The sequence below is a fragment of the Phenylobacterium sp. genome (genome assembly GCF_025351295.1).
Taxonomy (GTDB): domain Bacteria; phylum Pseudomonadota; class Alphaproteobacteria; order Caulobacterales; family Caulobacteraceae; genus Phenylobacterium.
In genome coordinates, this window is record NZ_JANXWD010000039.1 from 1 (window position 1) to 20,720 (window position 20,720).

The following is a 20,720-nucleotide window of genomic DNA, read 5'->3' on the forward strand; positions in this document are numbered from 1 at the left end:
CGACCGCGCCGAGACTCTGAGCGCCGAGCTGTCGACGCCGATCACGCCGGGGTTCGAGGCCCTGGTGTTCAAGGCCTCGCGTGGCATCGAGGACATCTATGAGCTGACCTACATCCGCAAGGACGGCACCCGGTTCCCGGCGGTGGTCTCGGTCACCGCCCTGCGCGACGCCGAGGACGCGATCATCGGCTACCTGCTGATCGGCACCGACAACACCGCGCGCAAGGAGGCCGAGGACGCCCTGCTGAAGGCCGGCGCCCTGCAGAGGGCGATCTTCGACAGCGCCAACTTCTCCAGCATCGCGACGGACGCCAAGGGCGTGATCCAGATCTTCAACGTCGGCGCGGAGCGGATGCTCGGCTACACGGCGGCCGAGGTCATGAACAAGATCACGCCGGCGCATTTCTCCGATCCACTGGAGCTGATCGCCCGCGCCGAAGCGCTCAGCGCCGAGCTGGGCACCCCCATCACCCCCGGCTTCGAAGCCCTGGTGTTCAAGGCCTCGCGCGGCATCGAGGACATCTATGAGCTGACCAAGGTCCGCAAGGATGGCACGCGGTTCCCCGCGGTGGTGTCGGTGACGGCGCTGCGCGACCCCTTGGGCGCGATCATCGGCTACCTGCTGATCGGCACCGACAACACCGCGCGAAAGCTGGTCGAGGAAGAGCAGAAGAAGTCCGACCAGCGGCTGCGCGATCAGCAGTTCTACACCCGCTCGCTGATCGAATCGAACATCGACCCCCTGATGACCATCGACCCGGCGGGGATCATCACCGATGTGAACAAGCAGACCGAGGCGCTCACCGGCTGCACGCGGGACGAACTGATCGGCGCCCCGTTCAAGGACTGCTTCACCGACCCGGCGCGCGCCGAGGCCGGGATCAAGCGGGTGCTCGCCGAGAAGTCGGTCACCGACTACGAACTGACCGCCCGAGCCCGCGACGGCAAGCAGACCGTGGTCTCCTACAACGCCACCACCTTCTACGACCGCAGCCGCAAGCTGCAGGGCGTGTTCGCCGCCGCCCGCGACGTCACCGAACGCAAGCGCTTCGAGCTGGAGCTGCAGCAGGCCAAGGCCGCCGCCGAGAGCGCCAGCCGCACCAAATCCGACTTCCTGGCCAGCATGAGCCATGAGATCCGCACGCCGATGAACGCGATCATGGGGATCGCCGACCTGCTGGCGAAGACTGCGCTCACCCCCGAGCAGGACAAGTTCGTGCAGATCTTCCGCCGGTCGGGCGACAACCTGCTGAACCTGATCAACGACATCCTCGACCTCTCCAAGGTGGAGGCCTCGCAGCTCGACCTGGAGCGCACCGGCTTCTCGCTCGCCGATCACCTGGAGAAGGTGATGGAGATGATCGCCCCCAAGGCGCAGGAGAAGGCGCTGACCCTGGTCTGCGAGATCGCGCCCGGCGTCAGCAACGACCTGGTGGGCGACCCTACCCGTCTGCGCCAGGTGCTGCTCAACCTGCTGGGCAACGCCGTCAAGTTCACCGAGACTGGCAGCGTCGTGCTGCGGGTCGAGCCGGACGGCAACGACGCCGTGCCGACCGCCCTGCGCTTCACCGTCACCGACACCGGCATCGGGATCGCCGACGACAAGCAGGATCACGTCTTCGAACGCTTCACCCAGGCCGATTCCTCGACCACCCGGCGGTTTGGCGGGTCTGGCCTGGGGCTGACGATTTCGCGACGCCTGGTCGAGCTGATGGGCGGGCGGATCTGGGTGAAAAGCCAGGTCGGCCAGGGCAGCCTGTTCGGCTTCGTCGTGCCCTTCGAGGTTTCGACGGCGGCCAGCCGCCCGGTCGCCGCGCCGGTCGGGACCGGCCCCGACACGCCGCTCCCGCCGCTGCGCATCCTGATGGCGGAGGACTCGCCCGACAACTGCACCATCGCGTTGGCCTATCTCGCGGGCACGCCCTACGTGGTCGACGTGGCCGAGAACGGCGTCCTGGCGTGCGCGATGTTCACCGCGGGGCGCTACGACCTGGTGCTGATGGATCGCCAGATGCCGGCCATGGACGGCCTCACGGCGACGCGGACCATCCGGGCCTGGGAGAAGGCCAACGACCGCCCGCCCACGCCGATCATCGCCCTGACCGCTTCGGCCCTGAAGGGCGACCGGGAGAGCTGCCTGGCGGCGGGCTGCACGGCCTATCTGACCAAGCCGATCCGGCAGGAGGTGCTGCTGCAGGCGATCAAGGACCACTCCGCCGTCCAGGCGCCAGCCGCGCCGGTCGCGCCGGTCCTGGCCGCGATCCCCGCGGCGGGCCTGTCGCGGGCCGCGCAACGGCTGGCGGCGCAGACCCCGGCCTATCTGGAAAACTGCCGGCTGAACGTCATCGCCATCGTCGCCGCCCTGGACTGCGGAGACTTCCAGGCGGTGACCATCCTCGGCCACAATCTACGCGGCTCCGGCGGCGGCTTCGGCTTCCAGATGATCACCGACATCGGCGCCGGGCTCGAACAGGCCGCGGACCTCTCGGACTCGGCGGTCTCGCGCCACTGGGCCGGCGAACTGTCGAGCTATCTCGACCACCTGCGGGCGGGCGGCCGCCCGCACTAGAGGTTTCGTGCCGTCGCACAGGCCCTAAGCTTAGTTCTGCGATTGCCCTGGTGAGCAACAGTCAGTTGGCGTTCGCGGCTGCAACCGATAGACTCTCCTCGCACCCCGGAAATGCAATCCTAGATCATCAAAAAGGTTAACGCGCTCCGGCGTAGGTTGAATTCCCTGTGCAGTCTTCAGATTTTGGAATATCGACGTGATGAACACATGGGGTGTGTTCGCGTTGGGGAGATTTGAGACATGAGCTTCGATCATGCTGCGATCGAGAAATTAAACAATCGCACGCTGGCCATTGGCGCTGCCGCGATGCTCAGCCTGATGTTCGCCACATCGGCACAAGCGAAATACACCGCCATCGACTCGTCCGGCACCAAGGCGCTGATCCTCAATTTCGGGGGCTATTGCGATGCGAGTGTTGGGGACTTCGGCGACGAATGCGACAGTCCCAACCAGTACTTGCCTTACGAGGCGGATATCGGCGGCAGCGCGACCAACAAGCTGATTGTTCGCAACGACGGCGTGATTCAGTTCGTCGGCAACTACATTGGCAACGCCGATCCGATAAATCAGTTCAAGGTCCTGGCGCAAGTTGACGCCGGAAATCCGGGCAACGTCTTTCCCCCGGAGATCGCCGCCTTCAAGATGGTGGGAAACAACTTCGTTGTGACCTTCTTTCAATGTATTACGCCGCAGCATTGCTATTCTGGAAAGTATGCGATGATCCTGGCTCCTGTCTATCGGGCCGGCGACGAAGGTTTTGACGTCAAGTTCAAGTATGCTTCCGACAGCGGCGTCGATGATGCCGACAAGAAGAAGAACTACTTCTTCGGGGCCATCTTCGATTCGCCCGTCGCCGCTGACGCCGTGCCGGAACCTGGCGCCTGGGCGCTGATGATCCTCGGCTTCGGTGGCGTCGGCGCGGCCCTGCGACGCGGACCCAGGCGTCGCCCCCAAGCAACCTAGGTTCAGGCCGGTTTGCGCAGGGCGGCGTTGAGGCGTCGCTCCCGCTCCCGGAACGCCGCACCGTAGAGGGTGTTTTCCGACCAGCGCTTCGCCAGGGCCGGGTCGCTGCTCTTCAGCAGCTTCTGCGCCTCGGCCAGGCGCCCCTGCTTCAGCAGACAGCCGCCCTGCACATTGTCGACCCAGGCCAGCCGCCAGGGGTCGTCGGGATAGGTCTCCGCCATGATCGGCAGGGCGTCACGCAGCAGCGTGGCCGCCTCCGCGGGACGCCCCTGTTCGCAGAGCAGGTCGGCCAGATCGGTCATGATCGGCGCCAGGTTACGGTGCCGGTGGACCTTGGCCGCCATCAACGCCTTGCGGAACATGGCCTCGGCCTCCTGCGGCTGGCCCAGGGCACGCTTGACCAGCGCCAGGTTGGCGAAGGTGAAGGCCAGATCGTCGAAGGTCTCGCCGCGCTGCTGCAGGGTGATCGCCAGCGAGCGCTCGTAGATGGCGTTGGCCTCGCCGAAGCCGCGCCGTTCCAGCACCACCCGTCCGACATTGTTCAGCGTCGTCGCCAGGTCGGGATGCATCGGCCCCAGCACCGCCTCGTTGGCGGCCAGGACGCGGCGGAAATACCTCTCCGCGCTGGCTCCGTCGCGTCGGAAATAGGCGATCGATCCAAGCTGGTTCAGATCCTCGGCGACCTTGGGATGGCGCTCGCCCTGCTTGCGCACGCGAATCTGCAGCGCCCGCTCATACAGCTGTTGCGCGCGGTCCAGCTTGCCGGCGCCCAGCGCGTTCAGGGCCTGGGTCTCCAGGTCGCGCGCGACGTCCGGATGATCCGGGCCCAGGCGGGTGACGTCGAGGCTGAGCGCCTCGTCGGCCGACCGCTGGGCGCCGACGAAGTCGTCGTTGGACGATTGCGCCTCCGAGAGGCCGACCAGAATGCGCGGGATCATATCTTCGCGGCCGCTGTCGGGCCGGCGGGCCTGGGCCAGGGCCGTCCGATAGGACGTCACCGCCCCGGCGAAGTCGCTCTGCTTGGACTGCGCATCGCCCAGGGCCGCGAATTGCCGCACGACGGCGCCCCGATCGCGGCCGTGAATCCTGAAGGTGCTCCGGACCAGGGTCTCGCCCTGATGGAACAGCCCCAGGCCCATGTAGACCTCGCCCAGGGTGACGCCCAGTTCGGTCTTCACCGAGGGCTCGTCGTTGAGCTCCCCCTGGATCTGCCGGGCCCCGCGGTCGAGGATTTCCCGCGCCGTGATGCTGGCGCCCTTGGCCTCTGAGGGGTCGGAGACGGTGAAGATCGACTTCACGAACTCCACGGTCCGCTCGGCGGTCAGGGTCTTCTGCCGGGCCAGGTCGCGCTGTTTCACGGCTTCGTTCCGCTGCACCACGGCGGTGGCCGCCAGCCCGCTCATCACCACGAAGCCCAGGCCCGACCCGGCCGCGATCACCGCCAGCCGGCGCTGGCGTCGCGCCGCCTCGCGCTGGCGCAGCTCGTCGTAGGGCACGTTCAGCAGCCCGGCGATCAGCTTCAGCTTGCCGGAGACCTTGCCGTCCTGGCCCTTGCGGATGTCCGCGCCCAGCGGCTCGGTGTCGACGCCCTCGAACAGGGCGGGCGGCAGCGCCTCCAGCTCGGGGTCGCCGCCCACCGAGCGCGAGGCATTGGGCTCGCCGCCGGCGATCAGGCACTGGATGCGGTCGCGCCGGCCCATGGCCGTGAAGGCGCGGATCTCCTCGTTCACCCACTTGGACCGCCGCCCGTTGGGCGTGCAGATGACGATCAGCGAGGCCGACTCCTGCAGGGCCGCCAGCACCGAGCCGGCCAGGTCGGAGGACGCGGCCAGTTCCTGGCGGTCCTGGAACACCGGCGGCAGCCGCGCGCCCAGGACCCCCAGCGCCGTCTCCCGACCGCGCAGCTGGCGCGGCACCCGATAGGTCTCCAGCGCGCTGTGCAGCCAGGCCGCGATCTTCCGGTCGCGATGGTTGTAACTGATGAAAGCCGCGTACTTCATGCGCCCCGTGCCCCCCGGCAACACGAGAACCTAGCATCTCCGGCCTTGCAACCCTCTGCGCAGAGGCTGGCGCGCCGACCGCCCCGCTCAGTTGACCGGCGCCACCGAGCCCGCCCCGTCGCGTACGTCGTGCCCGCCGAACATCGTCGCGCCCGCCAGCACCGGCAGGCCCAGCGACAGGACCCGGCCCTGGCCGTCGGCCGTCGGCGGCTTGAGGGTCGGCGCGCCAGTGACGATCCCCTCGGCGATGCCCCAGAGCTCGTCGTCCTTGAACGCATAGCCCCGCCCCTCCAGCAGCCGCCGCGTGTCGGCCGACAGTGCGAACGGCTCCAGGTAGATCACGTCGGGCAGCCACTGGTGGTGGAGGCGTGGCGCGTCGATGGCCTCCTGCACGTCCATGCCGTGGTCGATCATGTTGAGGATCGCCTCCAGGGTGATGGTGATGATCCGCGAGCCGCCGGGGCTGCCGATGATCAGGGCCACCTTGCCGTCCTTGGTCAGGATCGTCGGGCTCATCGAGCTGAGCGGCGTCTTGCCGGGCGCGATGGCGTTGTTGGCCCCCTGGATCAGGCCGAACATGTTGGGCGCGCCGACCAGCGAGGTGAAGTCGTCCATCTCGTTGTTCATCACGATGCCCGTGCGGCCCGCCACGCGATGGGCGCCGAACCAGTCGTTCAGGGTGTAGGTCACCGAGACCGCGTTCCCCTGGGCGTCGAGCACGTCGTACTGGGTCGTGTTGCGGCCCTCGGTCGGGGCCTGGGGCGGGCCCAGGGTCGAGGACGGCGTCGCCCGCTCCGGATCGATCTGCGCCCGCAGTTTCGCGGCATAGGCGGGGTCGGTCAGCTGGGCCACCGGATTGCTGACGAAGTCGGGGTCGCCCAGCTTGTTGTTGCGGTCGACATAGACCCGGCGCAGCGCCTCGGTCATGACGTGGACCTCGGCGGCGGAATGGAAGCCCATCGCCGCCAGGTCGTAGCCCTGAAGGATATTCAGCGTCTCGCAGATCGCCACCCCGCCGGAGCTGGGCGGCGGCGCCGAGATCACATGGTAGCCGCGGTAGTCGCACTCGATCGGCTTCAACTCGCGGACCTGGTAGCGGGAGAAATCCTCCCGGGTGATCAGCCCGCCACCGGCCTGGCTGGCGGCGGCGATCGCTGCCCCGATGGACCCGCGGTAGAGGGCGTCCGGCCCCTGGTCGCCGATCGCCGTCAGGGTGGCGGCGAGGTCGGCCTGGACCAGGCGGTCGCCCTTGGTCAGCGCCTTGCCGCGCGGCAGGAAGATCGCTCTCGCGGCCGGATCGCGCGCCAGGCCGGCGGACTCCAAGGCCATGACCCCGGCGTCGCCCTGGCCCAGCACGAACCCGTCGCGCGCCAGCCGGATCGCCGGCGCCATCAGCACCGCCCGCGACATGGTGCCGTAGCGGACCCGCGCCGCCTCCAGCCCCATCACCGTGCCGGGCACCCCCACGGCCTTCCAACTGTCGGTGGAGAGCCCCGGCACGATCTTGCCGGCGGCATCCTGGTACATGGTCGCCGTGGCGGCCTGCGGCGCCTTTTCCCGGAAATCCAGGAAGGTCGTCCGGCCGTCCGCCAGCCGCAGGGTCATGAACCCGCCGCCGCCGATGTTGCCAGCCTGCGGATAAACCACCGCCAGCGCATACCCCACCGCCACCGCCGCATCGACCGCATTGCCGCCCTTCCGCAGGATGTCGGCGCCCACGTCGGACGCCAGGTGCTGGGCGCTCACCACCATCCCGCCCGACCCCGCCACGGGCTCCGGCGCGGCGGCCTGCGCAGCGGTGGCGATCAGGGTGGTGCAGAGGAGGGCGGCCAGGACGCGCATATCGACCTTTCGGGATGGGACGGTGCGATTGGCGGGGTCGCCGGCGGCCTCTGTCAAGTCGCAGGGGACTCTGTCAAGTCGCAGGTCCGGCGCGCGATCCTGGCGCCGCCATGAGCCGGTGTCGGGTCGGCCGCATCTCGCCGGGCGGGTCCGGGACTATCGTTCGATAGGGAAATCGTTGGACGAGCGGTCAGATTGCTCCTCTGCCAAATCCTATGTCTTTTCCAGGTCGGATAGCTGCGATCCCGGAAACAGCCATGTGCACCAGCATCTTTCGACTGGAAGTTGCGGTCAGAAAACTCTTGATTGCATTGGCCGGGATCCTGGCGTTTGGGTTCGGCGGCGCGACGCTGCCTCGAAGCGCGCGCGCCGTCGCACAGTGGAACTGACCGCGGAGATGTCCTCATGACCCGGCCGGCCTGCCCCGCCTGCCGCAAGCCGCTGGAGCGGGTCGAGCCGGTCCGGCTCGTTGCGGTGAACGACGCGCTGGGCGCCTCGCACCGCTCGCACTGGACCCGCGGCTATGCCTGCCCCGCCTGTGGCGTGCTGCTTCCCCTCACCAGGACGCCCGACGATCCCCCGGACAACGAACCCTGAGGCGGCGCGCTTCGCGTCGAGGCGCCGGCATGCTAGGTGCGGCGCCTCGAAAAGGAACCGCTCTCTCCCATGGCCCTCAAAGTCGCCATCGTAGGCCTGCCGAACGTGGGCAAGTCGACCCTGTTCAATGCGCTGACCCAGACCGCGGCGGCGCAGGCCGCGAACTATCCGTTCTGCACCATCGAGCCCAACACCGGCGACGTGGCCGTGCCCGAGCCGCGCCTGGAGACGCTGGCGGCGATCATCCCGTCCAAGGAGATCATCCCCTCGCGGATCAACTTCGTGGACATCGCCGGCCTGGTGCGCGGGGCGTCCAAGGGCGAGGGCCTGGGCAACCAGTTCCTGGCCAATATCCGCGACTGTGACGCCGTGGCTTTCGTGGCCCGCTGCTTCATCGACGACGACGTCACCCACGTCGAGGGCAAGGTCGATCCGCTCTCCGACCTGGAGACCATCGAGACCGAGCTGATGCTGGCCGACCTGGAGAGCCTGGAGAAGCGGGTGGTGAACCTGGAGAAGCGCGCCAAGACCGGCGACAAGGACAGCGTCCAGACGCTGCGCCTGGTCCAGGCTGCCCTGACCGAACTCAACGCCGGCCGCCCGGCCCGCAAGGTTGATGTCTCCGCCGAGGACGAGAAGGCCTGGCGCATGTTGCAGCTGCTGACCTCGAAGCCGGCGCTCTACGTCTCCAACGTCGACGAGGCGTCAGCCGCCACCGGCAACGACATGTCGCGCCTGGTGGCCGAGCGGGCCGCGCGCGACGGCGCCGACCACGTGGCGATCTCCGCCCAGATCGAGAGCGAGATCGCCATGCTCGACCCCTCCGAGCGGACGGAGTTCCTGGAGACCCTGGACCTCACCGAGCCAGGCCTGAACAAGCTGATCCGCGAGGCCTATCACCTGCTGGGCCTGCAGACCTATTTCACCGTCGGCCCCAAGGAGACCCGCGCCTGGACCATCCACAAGGGCGACACCGCCCCCCAGGCGGCCGGCGTGATCCACACGGACTTCGAGAAGGGCTTCATCCGCGCCGAGACCATCGCCTATGACGACTACGTCCGGCTGAAGGGCGAGGCCGGGGCGCGCGACGCCGGAAAGCTCCGCCAGGAAGGCAAGGAGTATGTCGTCAGGGACGGCGACGTGCTGAACTTCCGCTTCAACGTTTAGGGACGAAACGATCATGGCCGAAACCATCAAGCTGGCCGGCGCCGACGGGTTCGAGTTCGCCGCCTATCACGAACCGGCGTTCACGCCGCGCAAGGGCGGGGTGATCGTCATCCAGGAGATCTTCGGCATCGACCCGCACGTCCGCGCCGACGTCGAGCGCTGGGCCAAGATGGGCTACGAGGCGATCGCGCCCTCGCTCTACGACCGCCGCGAACCCGGCTTCACCGCCGACCACGATCCCGACGGCCTGAAGGCCGGCATCGCGCATGCCATGGGCACCCCGATGGAGCAGGCGCTGGGCGACATCGCCGCCTGCCGCGACTTCCTGGCCGGGCACGGCGGCAAGGTCTGCGTGGTGGGCTACTGCTACGGCGGCTCGCTGGCCTGGCTCTCGGCCGGCAAGCTCGAGGGCATCGCCGCCGCCTCCAGCTATTACGGCAGCCTGGTGAAGGCCAATGCCTCCATGAAGCCCAGCTGCCCGGTGATCGTCCACCTGGGCCGCACCGACCCCGGCATCCCGGCCGACGAGGTGACCGCCGCGGTCGCCGAGGCCAACCCCGAGGTGCCGGTCTACATCTACGAAGGCGCCGGCCACGGCTTCAACAACGAGAGCCCCGAACGCTACAACGCCGAGGCCGCCGACCTGGCCCGCCATCGCACGCTCGAGCTGTTCGACCAGGCCTGACGGGACCAAACGCCATGGGGGGCGAGACGATTCGGCTGGCCAGCGCGGTCGACGGCTTCGCGTTCGAGGCCTACCACGCGCCGGTCGCGGACGCGCGCCGCGGCGGGCTGGTCATCTGCCACGCCATCTGGGGCGTCACCCCCCATCTGCGCGAGCTGGCCGACAGCTTCGCCGAGGACGGCTACGAGACCATCGTCCCCAGCCTGTTCGACCGCTATGGCCCAGGCTTCGCCGAGCGCGACACGGACCCGGACCGCTATGCCCGCCAGGACGGCTTCGCCCGGCGTGCGGACTGGGGGGCCGGCGTGCTCGACGCGGTGCAGGCAGCGATCGACGTGCTGGCGCCGCCGGTGTTCTGCATCGGCTTCTGCTTCGGCGGGACCACCGCCTGGCTGGCCGCCTCGCGCTGCACGGGCCTGTCGGCCGTGGCGGCCTACTACGGCGGCCAGATCATCGACTACCTGGGCGAGGCGCTTCTGGTCCCCACCCTGCTGCACCTGGGCAAGACCGACGACCTGATCCCGCCGGCGACCGTGCAGGCCATCCGCGACGCCTATCCCGACCTGCCGGTCCACGAGTACGAGGCCGGCCACGCCTTCGTGGCGCCGAACGGCTTCCACGCCGACAGCGCGCGGCTCTCGCGCCTGCGCACCCTGCAGCTCTTCGCCCGCAACGGCGCCGGCCGCAGCGAGGTCTAGAACCGATGGATGTACTGCGAACTGAACTTCGTCCCGCTCACGGCGTCATGTGAGATGGCCTTGAGATAGACGTTCAGGTTGAGACTGTTGGCGTCATCGAGTTTGAAGTGCGCGCCCGGGCCGACATAGAGTTCCTTCTCCCGCGATCCGGGATGGAGACGCCGTTGGCCCGATTGGGCGTGAGCTGATCGAGGGCGTAGCCGGCAACGCCGAGATTGACCTTGGGCGCGACGGCGTAGGACGCGGATCGTGGCGCTGACGGCGAACGCCATGGACCATCAGGTGCGAGAGTACCTGGAAATCGGCATGGACGACTATCTGGCCAAGCCCATTGCGGTCGACAGGCTGTTCGCACTGCTGGTGAGTGTGGAGAGCGCGCGCGTGGACTTGAACGATGTTCAAGCCGGCCATGACGATTTCGCGCCGCAGAGGATTACGGGTTCGTCGCAGTAGTTGAACCGCGACAGGCGGAGCCAAGGCCTAACGCTCGATCTGCGTCTTCACCTCGGGCGCCCGCTCGAGCACCCGCACCAGGGCCGCCTGGGCCGCCAGGATGCCGATGCCGGCGGCGTAGCCGGAGAAGACGCCGGCCGGGTAGCGGCCGCCGTGGGCCGCGCCGACGATCTGCCAGTACATGAACCCCGCCGCGCCGCCCAGCAGCACCACCCCGGCCAGGATCGAGCGCAGGTTCTGGCCGAACCCGGCCTGGAAGCTCATCCAGACATATTTCGTCAGCCCGCGGCGCAGGCGACCGACGATCAGAGGCAGGCTCAGCGACAGCATCAGGAACAGCCCCGGCCAGACCAGGGTGCGCTGGGTGACCAGCGACATCGGCCCTGGCAGGCGCAGGTAGGCGTGCACGACCGCGCCCGCATAGATCAGCACCGCCATCACCACGGTGAGGTCCTGGGTGCGCTTGAAGTTCCGCCAGGCGGGCGTGTGGGCCATGGCCATAATGTAGGGGCCCGACGCCGTGGCGCTAAGACGAAAACCGCCCGTCCCGCGCTATGCTGCGGCGTGATCCGCACGCGACTCATCCCGCTGGCCCTGCTGGGCGTTCTTGCCGCCGGTCCAGCCGTCGCCGGCGAGGAAACCTGCCGCTTCGAGGGCGGAACGCTGGTCGTACCCGCCGTGGTGGCCGGGATCGCCGGCGACTACATCCTCGACACCGGCACGGCGCAGAGCGTCCTGCACGAGACCCGGGCGCAGTCGGCGGGCTTCGCGGAGACCGAGCTCACCGGCGACGTCCGCCTGGCCGGCATGACCGCCACGGCGCGGCCGCTGAAAGTGGCCGACCTGGACGTCCGCACCTGGAACCTGCCGACCCCGGTGGCCGGGGTGATCGGCGCCGACCTGCTGAAGGGCTGGGTGCTGGATGTCAGCTACGCGCCGTGCCGCGTGCGCCTCTGGGAGCCCGGCCAGGCCGCCGCCTTCCGCGGGCGGACCCTGGAGCTGGCCTGGGACCTGGGCCGGCCCACGGCGCTCGCCACGGCCTCGGACGACGCCCATGAGATCGCCGGCCGCTTCGTCATCGCCACCGGCGCCAACGCGCCCGTCCGCCTTGCCGACGACCTGGCCCAGGCGCCCAGCGCGGCGACGCCGGACGAGCTCTACCCGCAGGGCGTCTGGTTCGCTCGCCTGGCCAGCGTCACCTTCGCCGGCGCGTCGGGCCGCGACGTCGCGGCCGGGCTGATGAAGCCGGACGGAGCGGTGGTGGGCGTGCTGGGCGCCGAGGTCCTGGCCCACTTCCGCCTGCGTTTCGACTTCCCCGCCGGACGGCTGATCGTGACCTCCATACGCTGAAGGCCCCGGAGCGATCCGGGGCCTTCGCTATATCTGGCGCTCTGACCGCCGCCTTAGTGGCCGATGTTCTTCCAGACCCGCCGGTAGCTGAACCACAGCAGGACGCTGAAGAAGAACAGATAGATCATCGCGCCCAGGCCGAACTCCTTGCGTTCGGTCGCCTTGGGGTCCGAGGCCCAGGCCAGGTAGGCCACGACGTCCTTGGCTTCCTGGCTGAGCATCGACGGCGACTTGTCGTCGAAGGTCACCCTGCCATCCACCAGCGGCGGCGGCATAGCGATGAACCCGCCCTCCGGCACCGGACCCTTGCCGCTCCACGACGAGGTCATGTCGCCGGACATATAGGGATTGTAGTACTGGTTCGGCCCCGTCTTCAGGCCCGGGGGTGGGTCCTTGTAGCCGGTCAGGATGGAATAGACGTACTGCGGCCCGCCTTCGCGCGCCTTGACGATCACCGACAGATCCGGGGGCAGGGCGCCGCCGTTCGCGGCCCGCGCCGCCGGCTCGTTCGGGAACGGCGCCGGGAACCGGTCGGCCGAGCCGGCCGGACGCTGGATGACGTCGCCGGTGTCGGCGTCGATGTCCTTGACCTGCAGGTCCTTGGCCAGCGACTTCACATAGGGGTTGTCGTTCGGGTTCTTGTACTTCTCGTCGTAGAACGGCCCGCCCTTCTGGCCGAGGTTGCGGAAGTACATCTGCTCCATGGAGTGGCAGGCCGAGCAGACCTCACGATAGACCTTGTAGCCCCGCTGGACCTGAGCGGTGTCGAACTTGCCGAACGGGCCCTCGAACGACCAGTGGACGTCCTTGGGTTCGGCATGGGTGGCCCCCGCGAGCGCGGGCCCCGCCATCAGGGCCAAGCCGAGCGCCGCGAACGCGAAAGCTTTGCGGAGCATCGGGCTCAACCCCTTTTTTCAGGCGACGCCATGGCGCCCATGGGTGCGCTGGCGGGATGTGACAGCACCGGTTCGGAGATCGACTCCGGCACCTTCAGCGGGGTCTCGGTGAGGCCCATGAGCGGGGTGATCACCCAGAAGTAGGCGAAGTAGAATGTGGCCGCGAACCGCGACAGCCAGACGAAGCTGTTGAGGTTGGCGTCGCCCAACTGCAGGCCCGAGACCCCCGGGATCACCAGGTCGTCCGGCGCGTGCGCTCCGCAGAAGCCGAGCACGATGCAGTCGATGAAGAAGATGAAGTACCAAAGCCGGATTGCCGGGCGGTAGCGCATCGAGCGCACCTTGGACGTGTCGAGCCACGGCAGCACGAACAGGGTGGCGATCGCGCCGAACATCGCGATCACGCCCAGCAGCTTGTTCGGAAGCGCCCGCAGGATCGCGTAGAAGGGCAGCAGGTACCACTCCGGGACGATGTGGGCGGGGGTTACCAACGGGTTGGCCTTCACATAGTTGACCGCGTCGCCCAGGGCATCCGGGGCGAAGAAGACGAAGGCGGCGTACAGCAGCAGGAACACCGAAATCGCGAAGCCGTCCTTCACCGTGTAGTACGGGTGGAAGGGCACGGTGTCGGCCTCGGACTTCACCTCGACGCCCTTGGGGTTGCTGTTGCCAGGCACGTGCAGCGCCCAGATGTGCAGCGCCACGACGCCGGCGATCACGAACGGCAGCAGATAGTGCAGCGAGAAAAAGCGGTTGAGCGTCGCATCATCGACCGCGAAGCCGCCCCACAGCCAGGTGGTGATTGCAGGACCGACCACCGGCAGCGCGCCGATCAGGTTGGTGATCACGACCGCGCCGTGGAAGCTCATCTGGCCCCAGGGCAGCACGTAACCCATGAAGGCGGTGATGATCATCACCAGGTAGATGACGCAGCCCAGGATCCACAGCACTTCGCGCGGCGCCTTGTAGGAGCCGTAGTAGAGGCCGCGGAACATGTGGACGTAGACAGCCAGGAAGAACATCGACGCGCCGTTGGCGTGCATGCCCTGGATCAGCCAGCCGTAGTTGACGTCGCGCTTGATCCGCTGGACCGAGTTGAAGGCCATGTCGACGTGCGGCACGTAGTGCATGGCCAGCACGATACCGGTGACGATCTGGATGCCAAGCATCAGCGCCAGGATGCCGCCGAACGTGTACCAGTAGTTCAGGTTCTTCGGCGTCGGGAATGTGACGACGGTGTCGTTGGCGAAACGCAGGATCGGCAGGCGCACGTCCAGCCAGCGCTCGATCCCGGTCTTCGGTTCGTAAGTGGAATGTCCGCTCATAGGTCTCAACCCACCTTGATCTTGCTGTCGGACAGGAAGGCGTAGGTCGGCACCTCCAGGTTCTTCGGCGCCGGGCCCTTACGGATCCGTCCGGAGGTGTCGTACACCGAGCCGTGGCACGGGCAGAACCAGCCCCCGTAGTCGCCGCCACCGACCGTGGGCACGCAGCCCAGGTGGGTGCAGGTGCCGACCAGGATCAGCCACTCGGCCTTGCCGGCCTTGTGGCGCTCCTCGTCGGTCTGAGGGTCGCGCAGATCGGCGTGGTCGTCCTTGATCGCCGCGGCGATCTGGGCCGGGGTGCGATGGCGCACGAAGAGCGGTTTGCCGCGCCACTTCACCACCACCTGCTGTCCCGGCTCGACCTTGCCCAGGTCGAACTCGATCGAGGCGAGCGCGAGCGTGTCGCCGGCGGGGTTCATCTGGTCGATCAACGGCCAGACGAGCCCGCCCACGGCGCCGATCGCGGCCGCGCCGGCGGCAATATGGATGAAATCGCGACGGCTCGGGTCTTCACCCGAGGCGTGCGGGTCGGGAGTTGCGCCCACGACGGTGTCGGCCACCTTGAAGCTACCCTTCGATAGAAGTCCCCACGACGCGCCGCGAGACCCTGAAATTACGGCCCGAAACCCGTCGACGGGCGGCGAACCGGTTCCGGAAGAGGTCGCGGGCCATGCACTCTATACCGAGACGGTGGCGGACGTCGCGTCCGCTGTCCCCGATTCGTGCCCTTGCGCCCCGACCACTCCCGATGGCGGATGGCCTTAGAATGCGTTTGGCCCTTTTTCAACCGGACATTCCGCAAAACCTGGGCGCCGCCATCCGGCTGGCCGCCTGCCTGGGCGTTCCCCTGGAGGTGATCGAGCCTTGTGGCTTCCCTTTGAGCGACGCCGCGATCCGTCGCGCGGCGATGGACTATGCCGCGATCGCCGACGTGAGGCGACACCCCGGCTGGGCCGATTTCCGAGACGATCGGGGCCGCACCGGCCGCCTAGTGCTGTTCACCACCCAGGCCGCGCGGCCGTTCCAGACTTTCGAATTCCGCCCCGACGACGTGCTGCTGTTCGGCCGCGAGAGCGCCGGCGTCCCCGAGGCGGTCCATGAGGCCGCCGATGCGCGGCTGTTCATCCCGTTGGCCCCCGGCGCCCGCTCGCTGAACGTCGTGACGGCGGCGGCCATGGCGCTTTCGCGGGCCTTAAGCGTGACGGATGGCTTCCCAAGCCCCGCCCGAACCGGCTAGCAAACCCGCCATGTCTCAAGCCCTCTCCTCCCTGCCGCCCGAGATCGAAGCCCGCCGCGCCCGCGCCAAGGCCTGGTTCGAAGCCCTGCAACTGCGAATCTTCGCGGTGCTGGAGCAGCTGGAAGACGCGGCGCCGGAGGACCTCTACCCCGAACAGCCCGGCCGCTTCGAGCAGCGGCCCTGGGCGCGGGAAACCGGGGTCGGCGGCGGCATCGGCGGCCATTTCAAGGGCCGGCTGTTCGAGAAGGCCGGCGTCCATACCTCATCGGCCACGGCGCGCTTCTCGCCGGAGATGGCCGCCACCATGCCCGGCGCCGACAAGGACCCGTCCTACGTTTCCGCCAGCATCAGCCTGATCGTCCACCCCCGTTCGCCGCGCGTCCCGACGGTGCACATGAACACCCGTTTCCTGTCGACCGCCGAGAGCTGGTTCGGCGGCGGCGCGGACCTGACGCCGATGCTGGACGAGCAGCGCAGCCAGGAGGCCGACGACACCAGGCTGTTCCATGCCGCAATGCAGGGCGCCTGCGATCCCTACGACCCCGCGTGGTACGGCAAGTACAAGGCCTGGTGCGAGGAGTACTTCTACCTGCCGCACCGCGGTGAGATGCGCGGCATCGGCGGCATCTTCTACGACCGGCACAATTCCGGCGACTTCGAGAAGGACTTCGCCTTCACCCGCGCCGTGGGCGAGGCGTTTCTCGAGGTCTATCCGAAGATCGTCCGCCAGCGGATGCGCGAGCCGTGGACTGAGGCCGACCGCGAGGAGCAGCTGGTCCGGCGCGGCCGCTACGTGGAGTTCAACCTGCTCTACGACCGGGGCACGATGTTCGGCCTGAAGGCCGGCGGCAACATCGAGACCATCCTGAGCTCGATGCCGCCGATGGTGATGTGGAAATGAGCGCGGCGGCGATCCGGCCCTATCGGCCGGGCGACCTGGACGCGCTCTACCACATCTGCCTGTCGACCGGCGAGCACGGCCAGGACGCCAGCGCCCTCTACGCGGACCGGCGCATCCTGGGCGAGATCTACGCCGCGCCCTACGCGATGCTGGAGCCGGAGCTGGCTTTCGTCGCCGAGGACGACGCCGGCGTCGCCGCCTACATCCTCGGAACCGCCGACACCCGGGCCTTCGAGGCCCGCCGCGAGGCCGAATGGTGGCCCGCTCTGCGCGGCCGCTACCCGGACACCGCCGACGTCCCGGGCCGGCGGCGCACCCCAGACGAATGGTGCGCCTATCTGATCCACCACCCGGCGATCACGCCCCAGGCCGTGGTCGATGTGGCTCCGGCCCATCTGCACGTCGACCTGCTGCCCCGCTTCCAGCGCCAGGGCCTGGGCCGGCGCATGCTGGACACCTGGCTCGAGGCGGTCGGCGGTCGCGCGCACCTTGGGACGTCGGAGCCCAACAGGCGGGCGATCCGCTTCTACGAGACCTACGGCTGGCGCTGCCTGGACGCACCCGGCCCGGTCGTCTGGATGACGTTTGGCGTCTGATGCCGCCCGGTGATATACATTCCGCTCATGTATATCCTAAGAGGTCGCCATGAAGGTCGCGAAGTGGGGCAACAGCCTGGCGATCCGCCTGCCGAAGCCCGTTGTCGAAGTGATGGGTCTGAAGGAGGGCGATGATGTTCAGGTCGCTGTCTCCGGAACTGCAAGCCTTGAGGTCGAGAAGACTCCCGACAGGCTGGAAATGCTGGAACGGCTCCGGAAGTACCGGGGCCTGATGCCTGCCGACTTCAAGTTCGACAGAATCGAAGCCAACTCGCGTGACTAGCGCGTTTCTCGATACGAATGTCCTGCTCTATCTGCTGTCCGGCGACGCGGCAAAGGCCGACACCGCCGAGGCGCTGCTGGCTAAGGGCGGGACAATCAGCGTCCAGGTGCTGAACGAGTTCGCCCACGTCGCGCGGCGGAAATTCCGGGCGCCTTGGACGACGGTTGTCGACAGCCTGGCGGCGCTGAAGGCCAACCTCGAGGTGCAACCCGTCACGGTCGAGACCCACAACCTCGGTCTGCAGATAGCGGAACGATATGTCCTCAGCGTGTTCGACGGCCAACTTCTCGCCGCCGCCACGCTGGCCAGTTGCGACCAGTTCTATTCCGAGGACATGCAGCACGGACAGGTCATCGATGGCTTGACCATCACGAACCCGTTCGCGGTCCATTAGCCCGAGCCAACAGCGCCCCCACGCACAGCAGGCAGCCCAGCGCGGAGGCCGCGCCCATGCCATAGCGCTCCGCCCCGGTCGTGGCGGCGAGGTTGCCGGCAGTGTTGAGGGCCAACTGCAGGGCCAGGAACCCCGTAAACAGGCGGAACGGCAGGGGCGGCAGCCGCCGTCCCCAGTCGCCGGCCCGGACCTCCAGCGCCGCAGCGGCCAGCAGCAGGTAGGCGGCAGCGCCGGCGCTGGCGTAGCGCAGGGTCGGCGGCAGCACCGGGCTCGACCCGCCCCAGGCGATGTCGCCATAGGGCGCGCCCAGGGCCAGGGCGACCTGGAACGCCGCGAAGGCCACGCAGAATCCCGCCGCGCCGCGCGCGCAGGCCCGGCCGAACGACAGACGACCGGCGGTGTCCGGCATGGCGGCTCCTAGCTGGCGAGGAAGTCGCGGATCCAGCGCCCGACCCGAGCCCGGTCGTCGGGGCCGGCGAAGCTGGCCAGCGCGCGGTCGGCCTCGGCGTCGGCATAGACCTTGCCGCGGCGCGCCTCGATCAGGGCGGCGGCATAGGCCGGGTCGAACTCCGGGTGCGGCTGCATGGAGATCGCCGGCTGGTCCCGCCACGCCAGGGCGGCCATGGGGGTGAAGTCGCTGGCAGCGATCACCTCGGCGCCCGGCGGCAACCCGACCACCTGGTCCTGGTGGGAGGCCGGCAGGCGGAACCCCGCGCCGTCGTCCATCCAGGGTTCGCGGGCGACCACCCGATAGTCGTGCTCGCCGATCCCCCAGCCCTTGGGCGACTTGATCACCTGGCCGCCGAACGCCTGGGCCATGGCCTGGTGCCCGAAGCACACGCCCACCAGCTTGGCCCGGCCCTTCGCCGCCCGCAGGAAGTCCAGCAGCTGGGCGATCCAGGGGTCGGCGTCATAGACCCCCGCCGCCGAGCCGGTGACGATATAGGCGTCGCAGTCCTGCGGCGCGGCCGGATACTCGCCCTGGTCGGCGCCATAGGTCCGCCAGTCGTAGGCGTCGCGGCCCAGCAGCCCCATGAACATGTCGGGATAGGTCCCGAACTGCGGGATCGCCGGGCGCGGCGGCCGGCCAGTCTTGAGGATGCCAAGCTTGAGCATGCAACTCTTTCTACCCGCTCATCCCGGCGAAGGCCTGGCCCCAGATGGAATGGCTCCGAGATGCGCTCTATTCGCTCGGCGCCAATCCCGCCAGCCGATGCGCTACGAGATCTGGGTCCCGGCCTTCGCCGGGATGGGCGGATTGCTAATACGCCAGCCCCTGCACCACGGCCTTGAGCTTCTCGATCGCGCTCATCTTGTCGTCGAGGAAGTCGTGGTCGATCCACCAGTCCTCGACCTCGCGCAGGATCTGCCCGACCATCGGGCCCTTGGGCGCCCCGGCGTTCATGACGTCGGCGCCGGTGATCGGGAAGGTGGGTCGCGCCCAGCCCTCGGCCAGCGCGATCAGGCCGCGCCACTGCATGGTGGTGGCGCTGCGCGGCGAGGCGGCCCAGGCCAGCTTGGCGCGGTCGCGGAAGGTGGGCAGGCTGGAACGATACAGCGCGCGGCGGATCTCGCGCGGGCTCATCCAGCTCTTCAGCATCGGCGTGGGCGCCAGGGCGGCGACAATCCGGTCGCGGTCCGGGTTGGAGAGGCGCAGGCGCTCGGCCAGGCGGCCCGCGGCGACCTGGTCGTCGGGCAGCAGCGCCGCCAGCCGCAGGACCGCGTCGGTCTCGAACAGCTGGTCGCTCTCGACCTCCACCAGCGCCTCGAAGCGGGCCACGTTGGCCGGCGCCTTGAGGATCACCGCCAGCACTCCCGTGTCGGCCATCAGCCGCACGGCCGGGCGCGGATCGTCGGCGGCCAGCAGCTTCAGCAGTTCCTTGGAGATCCGCTCGGCCGCCAGGGTGTCGATCTGGTCCTTCAGCGCCGCGCAGGCCGCCACGGCGGAGCCGTTGGCCTCACCCTTCCCGAAATGGGCGTAGAAGCGGAAGAACCGCAGGATGCGCAGATAGTCCTCGCGCAGCCGATGCTCCGGCTGGCCCACGAACACGATCCGCCCGGCCTTGGCATCGGCGACCCCTTGGCCGGTCGGGTCGAAGATCGTGCCATCGCGACGGGCGTAGAGCGCATTCAGCGTGAAGTCGCGCCGCTCGGCGTCCTCGGCCCAGTCGTCGGTGAAGGCCACGACCGCACGGCGGCCGTCGGTGGCGACGTCGCGGCGCAGGGTGGTGATCTCATGCGGCTTGCGGTCGGAAACGGCGGTGACGGTGCCGTGTTCGATGCCGGTGGGCACGGCCTTCAGCCGGGCGGCCTCCAGCGCGCGGATCACCCGCTCCGGGGTCAAGGTGGTCGCGATGTCGATGTCGCCGACCGCACGGCGGACCAGGGCGTTGCGCACGGCGCCGCCCACGAACCGCGCGCAGTCCGCCCCGCCCTCGGCCTCCAGGGCATCCAGCACCGCCGCCGTCTCGGGCGCGGTGATCCAGGAGGGCTGGCCCAGAGTCTCGGGGTGCGCGCTGTCGGTCATAGCCTCTCGGAGCGGCTGTCGGTGACGTGGCCATCCGGCGCGGCCTGGCCGGGGATATAGCGATCCCCGCGATTGTCCGTATGGAAGACCGCGGTCGCCATCAAGGACAGCCCGACCAGCACCCCGGCCGCCGCCACCAGCCAGGGCCAGGGAGTCGAGCCCATCGGCCGCCCCGTCCGCCGGGCCCAGGCGGCCCATAACAGCCAGGCAAGGAAGGGAACCGCCACCAGGGCGCCC

Annotated in this window: 24 protein-coding genes; 14 read left to right on the forward strand and 10 right to left on the reverse strand. The window is 68.7% G+C overall.

Annotated features, from left to right (window positions below; translation table 11 throughout):
• On the forward strand, positions 1-2,569 hold a 2,569-nt coding region (locus tag Q0R13_RS06020; RefSeq protein WP_293900968.1), incomplete at its 5' end, for a PAS domain S-box protein.
• Between the two features lie 240 nt (positions 2,570-2,809).
• Positions 2,810-3,532 carry a PEPxxWA-CTERM sorting domain-containing protein gene (locus Q0R13_RS06025; RefSeq protein ID WP_293900971.1) on the forward strand — a complete coding sequence of 241 codons (723 nt, stop codon included), beginning with the start codon at positions 2,810-2,812 and terminating at the stop codon, positions 3,530-3,532.
• A 2-nt stretch (positions 3,533-3,534) separates the two neighbouring features.
• On the opposite strand, the gene Q0R13_RS06030 is transcribed toward Q0R13_RS06025, so the two are convergent.
• Entirely contained in the window at positions 3,535-5,532 is a 1,998-nt protein-coding gene (locus tag Q0R13_RS06030; protein WP_293900973.1) for a toll/interleukin-1 receptor domain-containing protein, read from the reverse strand.
• Between the two features lie 87 nt (positions 5,533-5,619).
• Positions 5,620-7,374: a gamma-glutamyltransferase gene (gene ggt / locus Q0R13_RS06035; RefSeq protein WP_293900976.1), complete on the reverse strand. Its 1,755-nt coding sequence runs from the start codon at positions 7,372-7,374 to the stop codon at positions 5,620-5,622.
• 257 nt (positions 7,375-7,631) lie between these two features.
• On the opposite strand from ggt, the gene Q0R13_RS06040 reads away from it, so the two are divergent.
• From Q0R13_RS06040 to Q0R13_RS06065, 6 genes are all read left to right on the forward strand, one after another.
• The gene (locus tag Q0R13_RS06040; RefSeq protein WP_293900979.1) at positions 7,632-7,763 is read left to right on the forward strand and encodes a hypothetical protein; all 132 of its coding nucleotides are present in this window, start codon (positions 7,632-7,634) and stop codon (positions 7,761-7,763) included.
• Between the two features lie 16 nt (positions 7,764-7,779).
• Entirely contained in the window at positions 7,780-7,971 is a 192-nt protein-coding gene (locus Q0R13_RS06045) for a hypothetical protein (RefSeq protein ID WP_293900982.1), read from the forward strand.
• Between the two features lie 69 nt (positions 7,972-8,040).
• A complete protein-coding gene (ychF, locus tag Q0R13_RS06050) occupies positions 8,041-9,138 on the forward strand; it encodes a redox-regulated ATPase YchF (RefSeq protein WP_293900985.1) in 1,098 nt (365 codons plus the stop codon).
• Positions 9,139-9,151: 13 nt separating this feature from the next.
• Positions 9,152-9,823 carry a dienelactone hydrolase family protein gene (locus Q0R13_RS06055; protein WP_293900988.1) on the forward strand — a complete coding sequence of 224 codons (672 nt, stop codon included), beginning with the start codon at positions 9,152-9,154 and terminating at the stop codon, positions 9,821-9,823.
• A 14-nt stretch (positions 9,824-9,837) separates the two neighbouring features.
• Positions 9,838-10,521 carry a dienelactone hydrolase family protein gene (locus tag Q0R13_RS06060; protein ID WP_293900991.1) on the forward strand — a complete coding sequence of 228 codons (684 nt, stop codon included), beginning with the start codon at positions 9,838-9,840 and terminating at the stop codon, positions 10,519-10,521.
• 249 nt (positions 10,522-10,770) lie between these two features.
• On the forward strand, positions 10,771-10,974 hold the full coding sequence (locus Q0R13_RS06065) for a hypothetical protein (RefSeq protein WP_293900993.1): 204 nt from the start codon (positions 10,771-10,773) through the stop codon (positions 10,972-10,974).
• A 27-nt stretch (positions 10,975-11,001) separates the two neighbouring features.
• Here the strand turns inward: Q0R13_RS06065 and Q0R13_RS06070 are convergent, their stop codons facing one another.
• Entirely contained in the window at positions 11,002-11,469 is a 468-nt protein-coding gene (locus tag Q0R13_RS06070) for a hypothetical protein (RefSeq protein WP_293900995.1), read from the reverse strand.
• Positions 11,470-11,538: 69 nt separating this feature from the next.
• Here Q0R13_RS06070 and Q0R13_RS06075 point away from each other — a divergent pair, with 69 nt between their 5' ends.
• A complete protein-coding gene (locus tag Q0R13_RS06075; RefSeq protein WP_293900997.1) occupies positions 11,539-12,324 on the forward strand; it encodes an aspartyl protease family protein in 786 nt (261 codons plus the stop codon).
• Positions 12,325-12,377: 53 nt separating this feature from the next.
• Here Q0R13_RS06075 and Q0R13_RS06080 read toward each other — a convergent pair whose 3' ends face one another.
• From Q0R13_RS06080 to petA, 3 genes are read right to left on the reverse strand one after another with little or no spacing between them, the layout of a single operon-like run.
• Positions 12,378-13,220: a cytochrome c1 gene (locus Q0R13_RS06080; protein ID WP_293900999.1), complete on the reverse strand. Its 843-nt coding sequence runs from the start codon at positions 13,218-13,220 to the stop codon at positions 12,378-12,380.
• 5 nt (positions 13,221-13,225) lie between these two features.
• The gene (locus tag Q0R13_RS06085; protein WP_293901002.1) at positions 13,226-14,545 is read right to left on the reverse strand and encodes a cytochrome b N-terminal domain-containing protein; all 1,320 of its coding nucleotides are present in this window, start codon (positions 14,543-14,545) and stop codon (positions 13,226-13,228) included.
• A gap of 5 nt (positions 14,546-14,550) precedes the next feature.
• Entirely contained in the window at positions 14,551-15,105 is a 555-nt protein-coding gene (gene petA, locus Q0R13_RS06090; RefSeq protein WP_293901005.1) for a ubiquinol-cytochrome c reductase iron-sulfur subunit, read from the reverse strand.
• A 206-nt stretch (positions 15,106-15,311) separates the two neighbouring features.
• Between petA and Q0R13_RS06095 the strand changes: the two genes are divergently transcribed.
• From Q0R13_RS06095 to Q0R13_RS06115, 5 genes are read left to right on the forward strand one after another with little or no spacing between them, the layout of a single operon-like run.
• Positions 15,312-15,782 (forward strand): tRNA (cytidine(34)-2'-O)-methyltransferase, encoded by a 471-nt coding sequence (locus Q0R13_RS06095; RefSeq protein ID WP_293901008.1) that lies wholly within the window; start codon positions 15,312-15,314, stop codon positions 15,780-15,782.
• Between the two features lie 10 nt (positions 15,783-15,792).
• Positions 15,793-16,683 (forward strand): oxygen-dependent coproporphyrinogen oxidase, encoded by an 891-nt coding sequence (gene hemF, locus Q0R13_RS06100; protein ID WP_293901011.1) that lies wholly within the window; start codon positions 15,793-15,795, stop codon positions 16,681-16,683.
• Positions 16,680-17,279: a GNAT family N-acetyltransferase gene (locus Q0R13_RS06105; protein WP_293901013.1), complete on the forward strand. Its 600-nt coding sequence runs from the start codon at positions 16,680-16,682 to the stop codon at positions 17,277-17,279. Before hemF ends, Q0R13_RS06105 begins: the two co-directional genes overlap by 4 nt.
• 49 nt (positions 17,280-17,328) lie before the next feature.
• Positions 17,329-17,562 (forward strand): AbrB/MazE/SpoVT family DNA-binding domain-containing protein, encoded by a 234-nt coding sequence (locus Q0R13_RS06110; RefSeq protein WP_293901016.1) that lies wholly within the window; start codon positions 17,329-17,331, stop codon positions 17,560-17,562.
• Entirely contained in the window at positions 17,555-17,956 is a 402-nt protein-coding gene (locus Q0R13_RS06115; RefSeq protein WP_293901019.1) for a PIN domain-containing protein, read from the forward strand. The genes Q0R13_RS06110 and Q0R13_RS06115 overlap by 8 nt, the downstream gene beginning before the upstream one ends.
• Here the strand turns inward: Q0R13_RS06115 and Q0R13_RS06120 are convergent.
• From Q0R13_RS06120 to Q0R13_RS06135, 4 genes are all read right to left on the reverse strand, one after another.
• Complete coding sequence (locus Q0R13_RS06120; RefSeq protein ID WP_293901022.1) at positions 17,931-18,365, reverse strand: hypothetical protein; 435 nt, start codon at positions 18,363-18,365, stop codon at positions 17,931-17,933. The two genes, Q0R13_RS06115 and Q0R13_RS06120, sit on opposite strands and share 26 nt — an antisense overlap.
• Positions 18,366-18,373: 8 nt before the next feature.
• Positions 18,374-19,072 carry a type 1 glutamine amidotransferase gene (locus Q0R13_RS06125; RefSeq protein ID WP_293901025.1) on the reverse strand — a complete coding sequence of 233 codons (699 nt, stop codon included), beginning with the start codon at positions 19,070-19,072 and terminating at the stop codon, positions 18,374-18,376.
• A 145-nt stretch (positions 19,073-19,217) separates the two neighbouring features.
• Positions 19,218-20,483 (reverse strand): CCA tRNA nucleotidyltransferase, encoded by a 1,266-nt coding sequence (locus Q0R13_RS06130; protein WP_293901028.1) that lies wholly within the window; start codon positions 20,481-20,483, stop codon positions 19,218-19,220.
• Positions 20,480-20,647 carry a hypothetical protein gene (locus Q0R13_RS06135; protein ID WP_293901031.1) on the reverse strand — a complete coding sequence of 56 codons (168 nt, stop codon included), beginning with the start codon at positions 20,645-20,647 and terminating at the stop codon, positions 20,480-20,482. The genes Q0R13_RS06130 and Q0R13_RS06135 overlap by 4 nt, the downstream gene beginning before the upstream one ends.
• Between the last annotated feature and the right edge of the window lie 73 nt (positions 20,648-20,720).

Coding starts and splice junctions, on each gene's coding strand:
- Q0R13_RS06025 (WP_293900971.1), top strand. CDS start 2,810: ATGAGCTTCGATCATGCTGCGATCGAGAAATTAAACAATCGCACGCTG.
- Q0R13_RS06030 (WP_293900973.1), bottom strand. CDS start 5,532: ATGAAGTACGCGGCTTTCATCAGTTACAACCATCGCGACCGGAAGATC.
- ggt (WP_293900976.1), bottom strand. CDS start 7,374: ATGCGCGTCCTGGCCGCCCTCCTCTGCACCACCCTGATCGCCACCGCT.
- Q0R13_RS06040 (WP_293900979.1), top strand. CDS start 7,632: ATGTGCACCAGCATCTTTCGACTGGAAGTTGCGGTCAGAAAACTCTTG.
- Q0R13_RS06045 (WP_293900982.1), top strand. CDS start 7,780: ATGACCCGGCCGGCCTGCCCCGCCTGCCGCAAGCCGCTGGAGCGGGTC.
- ychF (WP_293900985.1), top strand. CDS start 8,041: ATGGCCCTCAAAGTCGCCATCGTAGGCCTGCCGAACGTGGGCAAGTCG.
- Q0R13_RS06055 (WP_293900988.1), top strand. CDS start 9,152: ATGGCCGAAACCATCAAGCTGGCCGGCGCCGACGGGTTCGAGTTCGCC.
- Q0R13_RS06060 (WP_293900991.1), top strand. CDS start 9,838: ATGGGGGGCGAGACGATTCGGCTGGCCAGCGCGGTCGACGGCTTCGCG.
- Q0R13_RS06070 (WP_293900995.1), bottom strand. CDS start 11,469: ATGGCCCACACGCCCGCCTGGCGGAACTTCAAGCGCACCCAGGACCTC.
- Q0R13_RS06080 (WP_293900999.1), bottom strand. CDS start 13,220: ATGCTCCGCAAAGCTTTCGCGTTCGCGGCGCTCGGCTTGGCCCTGATG.
- Q0R13_RS06085 (WP_293901002.1), bottom strand. CDS start 14,545: ATGAGCGGACATTCCACTTACGAACCGAAGACCGGGATCGAGCGCTGG.
- Q0R13_RS06095 (WP_293901008.1), top strand. CDS start 15,312: ATGCGTTTGGCCCTTTTTCAACCGGACATTCCGCAAAACCTGGGCGCC.
- hemF (WP_293901011.1), top strand. CDS start 15,793: ATGTCTCAAGCCCTCTCCTCCCTGCCGCCCGAGATCGAAGCCCGCCGC.
- Q0R13_RS06105 (WP_293901013.1), top strand. CDS start 16,680: ATGAGCGCGGCGGCGATCCGGCCCTATCGGCCGGGCGACCTGGACGCG.
- Q0R13_RS06110 (WP_293901016.1), top strand. CDS start 17,329: ATGAAGGTCGCGAAGTGGGGCAACAGCCTGGCGATCCGCCTGCCGAAG.
- Q0R13_RS06120 (WP_293901022.1), bottom strand. CDS start 18,365: ATGCCGGACACCGCCGGTCGTCTGTCGTTCGGCCGGGCCTGCGCGCGC.
- Q0R13_RS06125 (WP_293901025.1), bottom strand. CDS start 19,072: ATGCTCAAGCTTGGCATCCTCAAGACTGGCCGGCCGCCGCGCCCGGCG.
- Q0R13_RS06130 (WP_293901028.1), bottom strand. CDS start 20,483: ATGACCGACAGCGCGCACCCCGAGACTCTGGGCCAGCCCTCCTGGATC.
- Q0R13_RS06135 (WP_293901031.1), bottom strand. CDS start 20,647: ATGGGCTCGACTCCCTGGCCCTGGCTGGTGGCGGCGGCCGGGGTGCTG.